Annotated in this window: 14 protein-coding genes; 10 read left to right on the top strand and 4 right to left on the bottom strand. The window is 60.9% G+C overall.

The features are described from left to right. Positions 1 to 32: 32 nt before the first annotated feature. Positions 33 to 908 carry a LysR family transcriptional regulator gene (locus GJU48_RS20325; protein ID WP_094951787.1) on the bottom strand — a complete coding sequence of 292 codons (876 nt, stop codon included), beginning with the start codon at positions 906 to 908 and terminating at the stop codon, positions 33 to 35. Between the two features lie 114 nt (positions 909 to 1,022). On the opposite strand from GJU48_RS20325, the gene GJU48_RS20320 reads away from it, so the two are divergent. Genes GJU48_RS20320 through catA form a run of 3 tightly spaced genes read left to right on the top strand, consistent with a single transcriptional unit; the run spans position 1,023 to position 3,424 of the window. Continuing rightward, positions 1,023 to 2,150, top strand: coding sequence for a muconate cycloisomerase family protein (locus GJU48_RS20320; RefSeq protein WP_094951786.1), 1,128 nt, complete (start codon positions 1,023 to 1,025; stop codon positions 2,148 to 2,150). A 12-nt stretch (positions 2,151 to 2,162) separates the two neighbouring features. Continuing rightward, positions 2,163 to 2,453, top strand: a complete 291-nt coding sequence (gene catC, locus GJU48_RS20315) for a muconolactone Delta-isomerase (protein WP_094951785.1) — start codon at positions 2,163 to 2,165, stop codon at positions 2,451 to 2,453. Positions 2,454 to 2,494: 41 nt separating this feature from the next. Continuing rightward, positions 2,495 to 3,424 (top strand): catechol 1,2-dioxygenase, encoded by a 930-nt coding sequence (gene catA / locus GJU48_RS20310; protein ID WP_094951784.1) that lies wholly within the window; start codon positions 2,495 to 2,497, stop codon positions 3,422 to 3,424. A 146-nt stretch (positions 3,425 to 3,570) separates the two neighbouring features. On the opposite strand, the gene GJU48_RS20300 is transcribed toward catA, so the two are convergent. After that, positions 3,571 to 4,044 carry an Lrp/AsnC family transcriptional regulator gene (locus tag GJU48_RS20300; protein ID WP_003176072.1) on the bottom strand — a complete coding sequence of 158 codons (474 nt, stop codon included), beginning with the start codon at positions 4,042 to 4,044 and terminating at the stop codon, positions 3,571 to 3,573. Positions 4,045 to 4,187: 143 nt separating this feature from the next. Between GJU48_RS20300 and kynU the strand changes: the two genes are divergently transcribed. Together kynU and GJU48_RS20290 are read left to right on the top strand one after the other, a co-directional pair. Next, on the top strand, positions 4,188 to 5,438 hold the full coding sequence (gene kynU / locus GJU48_RS20295; protein ID WP_094951783.1) for a kynureninase: 1,251 nt from the start codon (positions 4,188 to 4,190) through the stop codon (positions 5,436 to 5,438). A gap of 157 nt (positions 5,439 to 5,595) precedes the next feature. Continuing rightward, positions 5,596 to 7,002, top strand: a complete 1,407-nt coding sequence (locus GJU48_RS20290) for an amino acid permease (RefSeq protein ID WP_094951782.1) — start codon at positions 5,596 to 5,598, stop codon at positions 7,000 to 7,002. On the opposite strand, the gene GJU48_RS20285 is transcribed toward GJU48_RS20290, so the two are convergent. Then, positions 6,948 to 7,844 (bottom strand): LysR substrate-binding domain-containing protein, encoded by an 897-nt coding sequence (locus GJU48_RS20285; RefSeq protein ID WP_094951781.1) that lies wholly within the window; start codon positions 7,842 to 7,844, stop codon positions 6,948 to 6,950. The genes GJU48_RS20290 and GJU48_RS20285 overlap by 55 nt on opposite strands. 189 nt (positions 7,845 to 8,033) lie before the next feature. On the opposite strand from GJU48_RS20285, the gene GJU48_RS20280 reads away from it, so the two are divergent. From GJU48_RS20280 to GJU48_RS20260, 5 genes are all read left to right on the top strand, one after another. Further along, positions 8,034 to 8,798 carry a sulfite exporter TauE/SafE family protein gene (locus tag GJU48_RS20280; protein WP_094951780.1) on the top strand — a complete coding sequence of 255 codons (765 nt, stop codon included), beginning with the start codon at positions 8,034 to 8,036 and terminating at the stop codon, positions 8,796 to 8,798. Between the two features lie 122 nt (positions 8,799 to 8,920). After that, the gene (locus GJU48_RS20275; RefSeq protein WP_094951779.1) at positions 8,921 to 9,511 is read left to right on the top strand and encodes an NAD(P)H-dependent oxidoreductase; all 591 of its coding nucleotides are present in this window, start codon (positions 8,921 to 8,923) and stop codon (positions 9,509 to 9,511) included. Positions 9,512 to 9,542: 31 nt separating this feature from the next. Further along, entirely contained in the window at positions 9,543 to 10,439 is an 897-nt protein-coding gene (locus GJU48_RS20270; RefSeq protein ID WP_094951778.1) for a LysR family transcriptional regulator, read from the top strand. Positions 10,440 to 10,542: 103 nt separating this feature from the next. Next, positions 10,543 to 11,436 (top strand): NAD-dependent epimerase/dehydratase family protein, encoded by an 894-nt coding sequence (locus GJU48_RS20265; RefSeq protein ID WP_094951777.1) that lies wholly within the window; start codon positions 10,543 to 10,545, stop codon positions 11,434 to 11,436. Positions 11,437 to 11,629: 193 nt separating this feature from the next. Next, positions 11,630 to 13,075, top strand: coding sequence for a SulP family inorganic anion transporter (locus tag GJU48_RS20260; RefSeq protein WP_094949341.1), 1,446 nt, complete (start codon positions 11,630 to 11,632; stop codon positions 13,073 to 13,075). A 60-nt stretch (positions 13,076 to 13,135) separates the two neighbouring features. Here GJU48_RS20260 and GJU48_RS20255 read toward each other — a convergent pair whose 3' ends face one another. Beyond that, a complete protein-coding gene (locus tag GJU48_RS20255; protein WP_094949342.1) occupies positions 13,136 to 13,528 on the bottom strand; it encodes a lysozyme inhibitor LprI family protein in 393 nt (130 codons plus the stop codon). Between the last annotated feature and the right edge of the window lie 155 nt (positions 13,529 to 13,683).

Genomic DNA, 13,683 nt, shown 5'->3' with positions numbered 1-13,683 from the left:
GCTCCCACATTGGATAGGGGGGCTTTGTGAGCTCAGATCAACTCTTCCACCAGTTGCAAACAATGACTCAGCCCCGGCGACTGATCATTCACCCGGCGGCTAAGAATGATCGGCGAAGTCGCGGTGGTTTCCACAATCGGCGTGTAGCCGATATCCGCGCGGTGCAGCACCTGCACCGAGGCCGGCACCAGCGTCACGCCCATGCCCGCGCCGACCAGGCCGATGGCGGTCTGCAATTCGTTGGTCCACTGCGCCACCTTGAGGCTCAAGCCGTGGGCGTCGAACAGTGCGATCACATGGTCGGCATAGCTGGGGCGCGGGTTGCCGGGGTAGAGCACAAACGGCTCGGCGGCCAATTGGGCGAGGGTGGTGGGTGCGCCGAGCAACGGGTGGCCGGCGGGCAGTACGGCGACCAGTCGATCCTCTACCAGCACGCGCTGGACGATGGCCGGGTCGTCGATGCGAATCCGCCCGAAGCCTACGTCAATACGCCCAGCCTTGAGCGCTTCGACCTGCTGCAAGGTGGTCATCTCCGACAAGCCCAATTCCAGCTCCAGCGCCTCATGGTTGCGCAGGCGCCGAATCAACTCCGGCAGCACGCCGTACAAGGTCGACGGCGCAAAGCCGATACCCAGCCAGGTCTTCTCGCCCTGGCCGATACGCCGGGTGGTGTCGCAGACCTTGCCCAGCTGTTCGAGCAGCACATTGGCGTGCTCATAGAAGAATCGCCCGGCCTCAGTCAGCCGCAGCGGTCGGCCGCGCTCGAGCAGAATCACGCCCAATTCATCTTCCAATTGCTGGATCTGCCGGCTCAACGGCGGTTGGGCGATGTGCAGGCGTTCGGCGGCACGGGTGAAGTTGAGGGTCTCACCCAGCACCTGGAAATAGCGCAGATGACGCAGTTCCATGACGGCTCCTTTCATACCTTGAGGGTATTGTGCGAGACCCATTCTATATTGGAAGCCAGGGAAAATACGGCACAGAATCGGCTCAAACATATAAAGAACCCAACGGGTATAGCCATGCCGATTTGCGCCATCGAGTCGATCGACACCATCATCGTCGACCTCCCCACCCTTCGCCCGCACAAGCTGGCGATGCACACGATGCAAAACCAGACGCTGGTGATCATCCGCCTGCGCTGCGCCGATGGCATCGAAGGCATCGGCGAAGCCACCACCATTGGCGGCCTGAGCTACGGCAACGAAAGCCCCGACAGCATCAAGATCAACATCGACCGCCACTTTGCGCCGCTGTTGATTGGCCAGGACGCGAGCAATATCAACGCGGCCATGTTGCGCCTGGAGCGCAGCATTCGTAGCAACACCTTTGCCAAGTCCGGGATCGAAAGTGCTTTGCTCGATGCCCTCGGCAAACGCCTCAACCTGCCGGTCAGCGAACTGCTCGGCGGGCGCGTGCGCGATGCCTTGCCGGTGGCCTGGACCCTGGCCAGTGGCAACACCGAACAAGACATTGCCGAAGCTGAAAAGATGCTCGACCTGCGCCGCCACCGCATCTTCAAATTGAAGATTGGTGCCGGTGAAGTCGGCCGCGATCTGGCCCATGTAATCGCGATCAAAAAAGCCCTGGGCGAACGCGCGAGTGTGCGTGTCGACGTCAATCAGGCCTGGGACGAAGCTGTGGCCCTGCGCGCGTGCAAGGTGCTCGGTGATAACGGTATCGACCTGATCGAACAACCGATCTCGCGCAACAACCGCAGCGGCATGGCCCGGCTGAACCTGTCGAGCCCGGCGCCGATCATGGCCGACGAGTCCATCGAATGCGTGGAAGACGCCTTCAACCTGGCCCGCGAAGGCGCGGCCTCGGTGTTCGCCCTCAAGATCGCCAAGAACGGCGGCCCGCGCGCGGTGTTGCGCACGGCTGCGATTGCCGAAGCGGCCGGTATCGGTCTGTACGGCGGCACCATGCTCGAAGGCGGCATCGGCACCCTGGCCTCGGCGCATGCCTTCCTGACCTTGAACAAGTTGGCCTGGGACACCGAACTGTTCGGCCCGCTGCTGCTCACCGAAGACATCCTCACCGAGCCGCCGGTGTACCGCGATTTTGCGCTGCATGTCTCCACCGCGCCGGGCCTGGGCCTGACCATTGATGAAGAGCGTTTGGCGTTCTTCCGTCGTGACAAACACTAAGAGGCGCCTGCCATGTTGTTCCACGTAAAAATGACTGTGAACCTGCCACTGGACATGAACCCCGAGCACGCCGCTGGTCTGAAGGCGCAAGAGAAAGCCCTGGCGCAGCGGCTGCAACAAGAGGGCAAATGGCGCCACCTGTGGCGCATCGCCGGGCACTACGCCAACTACAGCGTGTTCGACGTCGACAGCGTGCAAGACCTGCACGACCTGCTGATGCAACTGCCGCTTTTTCCCTACATGGCCATCGAAGTGAACGCCTTGTGCCGACACCCTTCGTCGATCCATGAGGACGACCGCTGAGCCTGTTTTGCCCCCAATAATGACAAGATGAGGATTGCACCATGTCCATCCGACTTTCCCAGACTGCCCACGCTCAACAGTTTCTCGAAGAAGCCAGCGGCAACCTTAACGACGCCGGCAACCCGCGCACCAAGGCGCTGATCTACCGGATCCTGCGTGACGCGGTGAACATCATCGAAGACCTGGAAGTGACCCCGGAAGAGTTCTGGAAGGCGGTCAACTACCTCAACGAGTTGGGCAAGAACCAAGAGGCGGGTTTGCTCGCCGCCGGGCTGGGCCTGGAGCATTACCTGGATTTGCTGATGGATGCTGCGGACGAGGAGGCCGGTAAATCCGGCGGCACCCCGCGCACCATCGAAGGCCCGCTGTATGTGGCCGGCGCGCCGCTGAGCAAGTACGAAGCGCGGCTGGACGATGGCAAGGATGACGCAGTGCCGCTGTTCATGCACGGGCAAGTGCGCGACACCGACGGCAAGCCGCTGGCGGGGGCGATTGTCGATGTGTGGCAGGCGAATACCGGTGGCACCTATTCGTGGTTTGACCCGACGCAGTCGGAATTCAACCTGCGTCGGCGCATTGAGACCGATGCCCAGGGCAACTACCGTTTTCGCAGCATCGTGCCGTCCGGCTACGGCTGCCCGCCGACTGGGCCGACTCAACAGCTGCTCGACCAACTGGGGCGTCATGGACAGCGGCCGGCGCATATTCACTTCTTCATCTCGGCGCCGGGGTACCGGCATTTGACCACGCAGATCAACCTCTCGGATGACCCGTACCTGCATGATGATTTTGCTTATGCGACGCGTGATGAGTTGATTGCGCAAATTCGCTTCAGTGAGGATCAGCAACTGGCGCGGGAGTTTGGGGTGGAGGGGAGGTTTGCGCAGATTGATTTTGACTTTGAGTTGCAGGTGGCTGACGCACCGGTAGAGCAAAAACGCATGCAGCGCGTGCGCGCCCTAGAAGACTAAACACGGGCTGATCGTTCCCACGCTCCGCGTGGGAATGCTGCCTTGGACGCTCTGCGTCCGATTGACGCTCTGCGTCCGATCTTAAAGGCGTGACACAGAGCGTCACAGGATGCATTCCCACGCGGAGCGTGGGAACGATCATGGTGCTATTTGCGCACGACTAAGTCCAACACCTCATCCCGATCCTTGATCTTCTGCAACACAATCTCCGAGCGAATATCCATCACCCCGGCCGTGCGGTTCAGGTGGTTCACGATGAAGTCCGAAAAGTGCTTCAAGTTCCTCGCCTGCACGCGCAGCACATAGTTGCTGGCGCCGGTAATCACATACGCACTGGCCACCTCCGGCCAGCCTTGCACCTTCTTGATAAACGTCTCATGCCAATCCTCCACGTCCTGGCGCAAGGACAGGTGCACGATGGCTTCCAACTCGATTCCCAGCTGTTCGGCGTTCAACACTGCGCGGTAGCCGCTGATGATTCCCTCGCTCTCCAGCAGGCGCAAACGGCGCAGGCAGGCGGAGGGCGACAGGGCGACTTTTTCCGCCAGTTCCTGGTTGCTGATGCGCCCATCCTGTTGCAAAAAATGCAGGAGGCGCAGGTCGGTGGCGTCGAGAATCATGCTTAGAATAAATCCGCGTGTTTTAGGGTTAAATTCGAATTTCCTACAGCTTAATTAGCCTGTTACCCACCACTTTGCACGAAAATTCTCTAAAACTTCGTTCATTATTTGGTCCATATTCACTTATAAAAACAGGACAACCCATGACCACCCGAAGCCACTGCCAAGCCCTCGACGCCCAGGACCCGTTGGCGCCGCTGCGCCATCAGTTCGCCTTGCCTGAGGGCGTGATTTACCTCGACGGCAACTCCCTCGGCGCACGCCCGGTGGCGGCGTTGGCGCGGGCGCAGCAGGTGATCGCCGACGAGTGGGGCAATGGTTTGATTCGCAGCTGGAACAGCGCCGGCTGGGCGGATTTGTCCCAGCGTTTGGGTAACCGTCTGGCGCCTCTGATTGGCGCGCGCGACGGTGAGGTGGTAATCACCGATACCACCTCGATCAACTTGTTCAAGGTGCTCAGCGCCGCGTTGAGCGTGCAGCGCCAACGTGTGCCCGGGCGTAAGGTGATCGTCAGCGAGGCGAGCAACTTTCCCACCGACCTGTACATCGCCCAAGGCCTGGCCGAGTTGTTGCAACAGGGCTATTCGTTGCGACTGGTGAACAGCCCCGATGAACTGCCGCAGGCCATCGACCAGGATGTGGCAGTGGTGATGCTTACCCACGTCAACTACAAGACCGGCTACATGTACGACATGCAGGCGCTCACCGCCTTGAGCCACGAATGTGGCGCGTTGAGCATCTGGGACCTGGCGCATTCGGCGGGCGCGGTGCCTATCGACCTGCACAAGGCGGGGGCCGATTACGCGATTGGCTGCACCTACAAATACCTCAATGGCGGGCCGGGTTCCCAGGCGTTTGTGTGGGTCAACCCAGCGTTGGTGGACCTGGTGCGCCAGCCGTTGTCGGGCTGGTTCGGGCATACCCGGCAGTTTGCGATGGAAGCTCAATACGCCCCGAGCAGCGGCATCGCACGTTACTTGTGCGGCACCCAGCCGATCACCTCGCTGGCCATGGTCGAATGCGGTCTGGAGATTTTTGCCCAGACCGACATGGCCAGCCTGCGGACTAAATCCCTGGCGTTGACTGACCTGTTTATCACGCTGGTGGAAGCCCGCTGCGCCGCCCACGGCCTGGTGCTGATTACGCCACGTGAACACGCCAAACGCGGCAGCCATGTGAGCTTCGAACACCCCGAAGGGTATGCGGTTATCCAGGCGCTGATCGCCCGGGGCGTGATCGGCGATTACCGTGAGCCGCGCATCATGCGGTTTGGTTTTACCCCGCTGTACACCAGCTTTACCGAGGTATGGGACGCCGTGGAAATCCTCGGTGACATTCTCGATAACCACACCTGGGATCAACCGCAGTTCAAAGTGCGCAACAGCGTCACTTAAGAGCACCGCAAAACTAATCTGGGAGCTGGCTTGCCTGCGATAGCGTCAGTGAATTCAGCGCCGCTCGGCTGAATTCAGCGCCGCTATCGCAGGCACGCCAGCGCCCACAGGGTTCGGCACCGGCAGTAACAACCACAATAATAAAGGGGCACACCACGTGACCACGCCAGACAACGGTTTTGCAGAGATCACCCACCGCGAGCTGGGCCTGCGGCGCCAGCTCACTTCCGGCCAGATGAGCATGATCGCCATCGGCGGTGCTATTGGCACCGGGCTTTTCATGGGCAGCGCCTATGCCATCGGCTATGCGGGGCCGAGTGTGTTGGTGAGCTATGCCATCGGCGCGCTGATCACCTTGCTGTTGATGGGCTGCCTGGCGGAAATGACGGTGGCGCATTCCACCTCGGGCTCGTTTGGCGCCTACGCCGAGTTCTACATCAGCCCGCTGGCCGGGTTCCTGGTGCGTTATGCCTACTGGGCGGCGATTGTGCTGGCCGTGGGCGCCGAGGTCACGGCGGTGGCGATGTACATGAAGTACTGGTTCGCCAACGTGCCGGAGTGGGTGTGGATCGTGTCATTTTCCAGTGTGCTGGTCCTGCTCAATGCGATCAGCGTGAAGACCTTCGGCAACTTCGAGTACTGGTTCTCGACGATCAAGATCAGCGCCATTGTCGGCTTCATCATCCTCGCGGTGTACGTGGTGTTCGGCTCGGGTAACCCGCAATTTGGCGTGCAGAACTACACGGCCCACGACGGCTTTTTCCCGCATGGTTTGAGCGGTATGTGGATCGCGGTGATCGTGTCGATCTTCAGCTACCTGAGTGTCGAGATGATTGCAGTGGCCGCCGGTGAAGCCGCCGACCCGGAGCAGGCGGTGAAGAAAGCCTTCCGCGCTACCATCGTGCGGCTGGTGGTGTTCTACCTGCTGACCCTGGCGCTGATGCTGGCCATTGTGCCGTGGAATCAGGCCGGCCAGACCCAGAGCCCGTTTGTCACAGTGATGCAGACCATTGGCATTCCCGGCGCCACCGGGGTGATGAACTTCGTGATTCTGATCGCAGCGCTGTCGGCGATGAACAGCCAGCTCTACATCACCACACGCATGATGTTCAGCCTGTCTCGCGCAGGCTTTGCGCCCAAGTCCATGGGCGCCTTGAGCAAGAACGGGATTCCGCTGAATGCGCTGCTGCTGTCCAGCTCGGGCATTGCCCTGGCGACCTTGCTCAACGTGGTGTACCCGGAAAGCTCTTTCACCTTGATGATGGCAATCTCGATGTTTGGCGCGATCTTCACCTGGTTCATGATCTTCCTCACGCACCTGTTCTTCCGCCGTTATCGCAAGCGCCATGGCGGGGCGAAGCTGTCGTTCCAACTGCGCCTGTTTCCCTACAGCACGCTGTTGGGCCTGGTGCTGATGGGCGCGGTGATGATCACCACGTACTTCACCGAGGCGTTCAAGATGACCCTGGTGTTCGGCGTGCCGTTCCTGCTGATTCTGTCGGCGGTGTACTACGGGTTTTTCCGCAAGGGCAGGGCCAAGGCGTCGAACAAGGCCTTGGCATAGCCGGGCAATTGCTCGAAGGACCGCGCGCATAACAGCAGCGTGCGACAGGCCCAGTCTTCTTGCAGAGGGTGGGCCTTGACGCGGCGCTCCAGCGGCCAGCGCTCCAGTGCGGCCTGGGGCACGATGCCCAGGCCCGCGCCGCCGGCGACCATGCGAATCAGCCCGTCAAAACCATCGGCACGGATCCGGGTTTGCAGACGAAAGCCCGCGTGCAGCGCCTGTTCTTCCAGGTACACCGCCAGTGCACTGTTGGCGGTGAGGCCTACGTAGTCGTATGGCAGGCTGTCGATGAAACTCACGGTGTCCGCCGTCAGCGGATGGTCCAGAGGCATGATCAGCACTAACGGGTCGTCGCGAAACGCCAGGGTCTGCAGGCCGTGGGTGTCCACCGCGTCGGAAATAATCCCAAGGTCCGCCGTGCCTTGGCGCAACGCCTGGGTGATGCGCAGGCTGGGCAGCTCTTGCAGGTCGATATCGAGGTTGGGGTGTTCGCGTAGAAAATCTGCGAGTAGCTCCGGCAGGTATTCGCTCAGGGCCGTGGTGTTGCACAGCAGGCGCACCTGGCCTTTGACCCCATTGGCGTATTCGGCCAGGTCCTGTTGCAGGTGCTCGGCCTGTTGCAGCAGCAGGCGCGCGTGGCGGGCCAGGGCCTTGCCCGCTGGCGTCGGTGTGACGCCACGACGGCCGCGCTCGAGAAATTCGATGCCCAATGAAGCTTCCATCGCACGGATGCGAGCGCTGGCGGCGGCCAGGGATAAATGGCTGCGGGCCGCGCCTGCGGTGATGTTGCCGGCGTCGAGAATGTTCAGGTAGAGGCGCAGGTCGATCAGGTCAAAGTGCATGGCTGGGTCTCTCGGGTGACTGAACTGGCCTCATCGCAGGCAAGCCAGCTCCCACACTTGGATTTGTGAACACATTTAAGTGTGGGAGCTGGCTTGCCTGCGATGGCGCCCTCAGCCTTATGAAAAACAAGAGGCTGCCTCAGTATATGGCGAATTTTCATAACCGCCTTAACACCCCACAATCGACCGATGACTACCTTCCTAGCGTTCTACCAAAACCTCGGCCCCGGCTTGACGCTGCTGGTACTTGGCACTTTCCTGCTGGCGGGTACCGTCAAAGGCGTCATCGGCCTGGGCCTGCCTACCGTGGCCATGGGCATGCTCGGCCTGGCTATGCTTCCGGCGCAGGCTGCGGCATTGCTGATCATTCCTTCGACGGTCACCAACCTCTGGCAACTGGCATTCGGCGGCCACTTGAGCGCTTTGCTCAAGCGCCTGTGGCCGATGCTGTTGCTGATTTTCCTTGGCACCGGGCTCGGCACGCTGTGGTTGGGCATGGACGGTGGGCATTGGGTGGTGCGCGCGCTGGGCGCGGCGTTGTTGGCGTATGCCTTGAGCGGGCTGTTCCTGCCTGCATTCAAGGTGAAACCTCACACCGAGCGCTGGCTGGGCCCGTTGTGTGGGCTGATCACCGGCATCATCACCTCGGCCACTGGTGTGTTCGTGATTCCCGCCGTGCCGTACCTGCAAGCCTTGGGCTTGAGTCGGGATCAGTTGGTGCAGGCCTTGGGGCTGTCGTTTACTGTGTCTACGCTGGCGTTGGCTGCCGGCTTGGCCTGGCGTGGGACCTTGGGCGGTGGCGAAATCAATGCCTCGCTGTTGGCGCTGCTGCCCGCGTTGTTGGGCATGTGGCTGGGCCAGGCGCTGCGTCAGCGCATCAGTGCGGTGTTGTTCAAACGGGTATTTTTTATCGGCATGGCAGTGTTAGGTGGTCATCTGCTGATCAGCGGCTAAGGCAAGAGTACGGCGTTATTCGTGCGTTTTGGTCAAATGTATTTTGCCGCACCGCTGCTTATTCACAGGGTTGAATGTCGATAGCCTGCCGGCAGATATTTTCAACCCTCTGGATACCTCCCATGAAAAAAGTACTCCTGCTGAACGGCGGCAAGCAATTCGCCCACTCCGACGGCCGTTACAACACCACCTTGCATGACGCCGCCGTGGCCGTGCTCGACCGTGGCGGCATCGACGTCAACGTTACCCACATCGACGAAGGCTACGACGTGGCCGAAGAAGTGGCCAAATTCCTCTGGGCTGATGTGATCATCTATCAAATGCCCGGCTGGTGGATGGGCGCGCCATGGATCGTCAAAAAGTACATCGACGAAGTCTTCACCGAAGGCCACGGCAGCCTGTATGCCAGCGATGGCCGCACGCGTTCCGATTCGTCGCAAAAGTACGGCAGCGGCGGCCTCATTCAGGGCAAGCAATACATGCTGTCGCTGACCTGGAACGCGCCGCAGCAAGCCTTCGACGCCCCCACCGACTTCTTCGAAGCCAAGGGCGTGGACGCGGTGTACTTCCCGTTCCACAAGGCCAACGAGTTTCTCGGCATGACCAGCCTGCCGACCTTCCTGTGCGTGGACGTGATGAAACGCCCGGCCATCGAGGCTGACGTGGCGCGCTACCAGCAGCATCTGGCGCAGGTGTTTAACCTGCCGGTGTAAGCTGCTACCCACCGATCAAGAAGGACAGCCTGTGAAAGCCCGATCCGATGAGTTACAGATCTTCGTCAGCGTGATTGAGTGCGGCTCGATTTCCGCCGCGGCGGAGCAGGTCGGGCAGACGCCCTCGGCGGTCAGCCGCACCTTGTCGCGCCTGGAAGCCAAGCTCGACACCACACTGATCAACCGCACCACGCGGCGCATGGACCTGACCGAAGAGGGCAAGTACTTCTTCGAGCAGGCCAAGGTGATCCTGGCGCAGATGGATGACTTGGAAGAACGCCTGTCGTCGCGCCAGAAAAACCCGGCCGGGCGCCTGCGCATCAATGCCGCCGTGCCGTTCATGCTGCACGGGATCGTGCCGTACATTGCCGAGTTCCGCAGCCTCTACCCCGAAATACAGCTGGAGCTGAACAGCGATGACTTGATCATCGACCTGCTGGAACAGAGCACCGACATTGCCATTCGCATCGGCGCGCTCGCCGACTCCACATTGCACGCCCGTTCCCTGGGCTGTACGCCGCTGCATATCCTCGCCAGCCCCGACTACCTCAAGCAATACGGCACGCCCACCACGGTTGCCGAATTGGCGGACCACACGTTGCTCGGCTTCACCCAAACTGAAACCCTCAACCATTGGCCGCTGCGCCATGTGGAAGGCGACCGGTGGCTGATCCAGCCGAGCATCGCCGCCTCCAGCGGCGAAACCCTGCGCCAGTTGGCGTTGGAAGGGCAGGGCATTGGCTGCCTGTCGAACTTTATGACGGTCGAAGACATCAACGCCGGGCGCCTGGTGCCGGTGCTGGAGGCGTTCAACAGTGGCTATCGCCAGCCGATCCACGCGGTGTTCTACCGCAACTCGCAGTTGGCGCTGCGCATCCAGTGCTTCCTGGACTTCATTCAGGCCAAGCTGGCGCGGTATGCCTGCTGATTCGTGATCTGTGCGCAAGATTGAATTGGGCAACAGGGTCTTATTCGACAGGGATGGGGCCTCGATACTGGACGCATCACTTACCCAGTCAGGAGCACACTCCATGAACGTATTCGTTACCGGCGCAGCAGGGTTTATCGGCGGTTCCATTGCCACCGGCCTGGTCAAGGCTGGCCATAGCGTTACCGGCCTGGTGCGCAGCGCCGAGCAGGCCGCTGAAATGACCGCCCTGGGCATCACTCCGGTGATCGGCACCCTGGACGACGCAGCCGTGTTGACCGAGCAGGCTTCGAAGGCTGATGCGGTGATCAACGCCGCCAGCAGCGACCATCGGGCTGCAGTGGAGACCTTGCTGGCTGCGTTGAAAGGTTCGAACAAGCCGTTCCTGCACACCAGTGGTTCGAGCATCGTTGGTGATGCATCGGGCGGTAAGGCCAGTGATGTCATCTACTTCGAAGACAACTTGCCGGCGCCGACCGTCGATAAGGCCGCGCGTGTGGCCATCGACAACCTGATCCTGGCGGCCGCCCAAGACGGCGTGAATTCGGCGGTGATCTGCAACACGCTGATCTACGGCCACAGCTTGGGCGTGAAGCGTGACAGCGTGCAATTGCCGCGACTGCTCAAGCAGGCGCGCAAAAGTGGCGTGGTACGGCATGTGGGCACTGGGCAGAACATCTGGTCCAACGTGCACATTGAAGACGTGGTGGCGCTGTACCTGCTGGCACTTGAGAAGAATGTGCCGGGCACTTTCTACTTTGTGGAAAGCAGCGAAGCGGCATTTGTCGACATGACCACCGCCATCGCCCAAGCGCTGAAACTGGGCCAACCACAGGATTGGTCGTTGGCCGAGGCTGAAGCCGAGTGGGGCTATGAAATGGCCAACTATGGCCTGGGTTCCAACAGCCGTGTACGTGGCAAGCATGCCCGTGAACTGCTGGGCTGGGCGCCGAAGCGGACGTCGGTGGTGGAGTGGATTTGCAACGAAATGGTGTGATTTTCACGGGGCCGCTGGGTACATATCCGTTATTTGGGTGATGGCTGCTAGTCCCTTAAGCCACAAAAAGTTGCGTAGATACCTATGCTGCGATAGCGGCAACTCGGTTCACTTGTTGTTACACATTACTGGCCCCGCCCACCGCAATTCCGTACCATTCCCCGCCTTATTCCCCGCAACGCCCTGGTACCTCATGAACCTCACCCGTCTGCGCGCCGATGCCCTGGCCGGCCTCACCACGTCTTTTGCTCTGCTGCCCGAATGCATCGCCTTCGCCTTGGTCGCCCACCTCAACCCGCTGATGGGGCTCTACGGCGCCTTTATCATTTGCACGCTCACTGCATTGTTCGGCGGCCGGCCCGGCATGGTCTCCGGCGCGGCCGGCTCGATGGCGGTGGTGATCGTCGCACTGGTGGTGCAACACGGCGTGGAGTACTTGCTCGCGACGGTATTGCTCGGCGGGCTGATCATGATTGCGTTCGGCCTGCTGCGCCTGGGCAAGCTGGTGCGCATGGTGCCGCACTCGGTGATGCTCGGCTTCGTCAACGGCCTGGCGATTATCATCGCTTTGGCGCAACTGGAGCATTTCAAAAGCGGTGAAAGCTGGCTCAGCGGCACACCGTTATACGTGATGACCGGCCTGGTCGCGGCGACCATGGCGATTGTCTACCTGCTGCCGCGCCTGACCCGCGCCGTGCCGCCCGCCTTGGTGGCGATCCTCGGCGTTGGCCTGGCGGTGTACCTGCTCGGCCTGCCGACCCGGACGTTGGGCGACATGGCCCACATCGCCGGCGGCCTGCCAACCTTCGCACTGCCGCAAATCCCCTGGACTTTGGAAACCCTGGGCATCATCGCGCCCTATGCGTTCCTGATGGCGATGGTTGGCCTGCTGGAAACCCTGCTGACCCTGAACCTTACCGACGAAATCACCGAGACCCGTGGCTACCCCGACCGCGAAAGCGTCGCGTTGGGCGCGGCGAATATGGTCTCGGGCCTGTTCGGTGGCATGGGCGGTTGCGCGATGATCGGGCAAACCGTGATCAACTTGAGCTCCGGCGGGCGCGGGCGCTTCTCCGGGGTGTTTGCCGGGGTGATGATCCTGCTGTTCATTCTGTTTCTGTCGTCGCTGATTGAGCGGATTCCGCTGGCGGCGCTGGTGGGGGTGATGTTTGTGGTGTCGCAGCAGACCTTCGCTTGGGCGTCGTTGCGGGTGATCAACAAAGTGCCGGTCAATGACGTGCTGGTGATTCTGGCAGTGACGGTGATCACGGTGTTCACCGACCTGGCCACGGCGGTGCTGTGCGGCATTGTGATTGCGGCGCTGAATTTTGCCTGGCAACAGGCGCGTGAGTTGTACGCCGATGAGCATCTGGAAGCCGATGGCAGCAAACTCTATCGCCTGCACGGTACGCTGTTTTTTGCCTCGACCACGCCGTTCCTGAACCAGTTCGACCCGGCCAATGACCCGGCCGAGGTGACGTTGGATTGCCGTCACCTGAGCTTTGTCGACTACTCCGCGATTGCCGCGCTGATGACCCTGCGTGAGCGTTACAGCAAGGCGGGGAAACATCTGCGGGTGCTGCATTTGTCGGAGCGCTGCAAGAAGTTGCTCAAGCGCGCCCGGGTGCATCATGAGTAACTGATTACGGCCCGACCAGGTCTTCCAGCTTGGGCGCCCGGGTGCATCATGAGTAACTGATTACGGCCCGACCAGGTCTTCCAGCTCCTGGGCGCGGGTCTGGGTCATGTCCAGCAGGCAGCCGGCGCCGTTGACTTGGTCGATGGTGCCGCCAGTGGCTGAGCCTGCGAAGGCGCAATTGGCGTCGCGGTATTTGATCCACAGGCGCTGAACATCCTGCAATTGCTGCTTGCGGTCGCCGTCCTGGGCGGCGAGGGCAGTTTTGTAGGCTTTGTTCAGGCGCTCATCTTGCACCTTGGCTTCTTTGGCGTTGCAATTGACCATGTCGGCGGTGGTGTTGGCGCCGTCCATGCATTTTTTCAGCGCCGCATTCTCGGCGGCCGAAGCGTTGCTGCACAAGGCCAGCAACAGCGCGCTGGCGGCGAAAGGCACAAGCAGGGTTTTGCGATTCATTGTGAGGATTCCTGATCGAAAGTTGGGCTGCCATCTGAGACTCGGCCCCGGCAGTTGAGTTTCTGCGCGCAACAAAACTTCATGTAAGAACACCCCCCGGATTTTCATGAGCTGGCGCTGGGCATGCCCCAAAGCGACAGCGCTTATCTGTGGGC

The sequence above is a fragment of the Pseudomonas sp. IB20 genome (genome assembly GCF_009707325.1).
Taxonomy (GTDB): Bacteria; Pseudomonadota; Gammaproteobacteria; order Pseudomonadales; family Pseudomonadaceae; genus Aquipseudomonas.
The sequence above is the reverse complement of the archived record's forward strand: the minus strand, read 5'-3'. Positions and strand labels throughout refer to the sequence as shown.

Coding starts and splice junctions, on each gene's coding strand:
- GJU48_RS20325 (WP_094951787.1), bottom strand. CDS start 908: ATGGAACTGCGTCATCTGCGCTATTTCCAGGTGCTGGGTGAGACCCTC.
- GJU48_RS20320 (WP_094951786.1), top strand. CDS start 1,023: ATGCCGATTTGCGCCATCGAGTCGATCGACACCATCATCGTCGACCTC.
- catC (WP_094951785.1), top strand. CDS start 2,163: ATGTTGTTCCACGTAAAAATGACTGTGAACCTGCCACTGGACATGAAC.
- catA (WP_094951784.1), top strand. CDS start 2,495: ATGTCCATCCGACTTTCCCAGACTGCCCACGCTCAACAGTTTCTCGAA.
- GJU48_RS20300 (WP_003176072.1), bottom strand. CDS start 4,044: ATGATTCTCGACGCCACCGACCTGCGCCTCCTGCATTTTTTGCAACAG.
- kynU (WP_094951783.1), top strand. CDS start 4,188: ATGACCACCCGAAGCCACTGCCAAGCCCTCGACGCCCAGGACCCGTTG.
- GJU48_RS20285 (WP_094951781.1), bottom strand. CDS start 7,844: ATGCACTTTGACCTGATCGACCTGCGCCTCTACCTGAACATTCTCGAC.
- GJU48_RS20280 (WP_094951780.1), top strand. CDS start 8,034: ATGACTACCTTCCTAGCGTTCTACCAAAACCTCGGCCCCGGCTTGACG.
- GJU48_RS20275 (WP_094951779.1), top strand. CDS start 8,921: ATGAAAAAAGTACTCCTGCTGAACGGCGGCAAGCAATTCGCCCACTCC.
- GJU48_RS20265 (WP_094951777.1), top strand. CDS start 10,543: ATGAACGTATTCGTTACCGGCGCAGCAGGGTTTATCGGCGGTTCCATT.
- GJU48_RS20260 (WP_094949341.1), top strand. CDS start 11,630: ATGAACCTCACCCGTCTGCGCGCCGATGCCCTGGCCGGCCTCACCACG.
- GJU48_RS20255 (WP_094949342.1), bottom strand. CDS start 13,528: ATGAATCGCAAAACCCTGCTTGTGCCTTTCGCCGCCAGCGCGCTGTTG.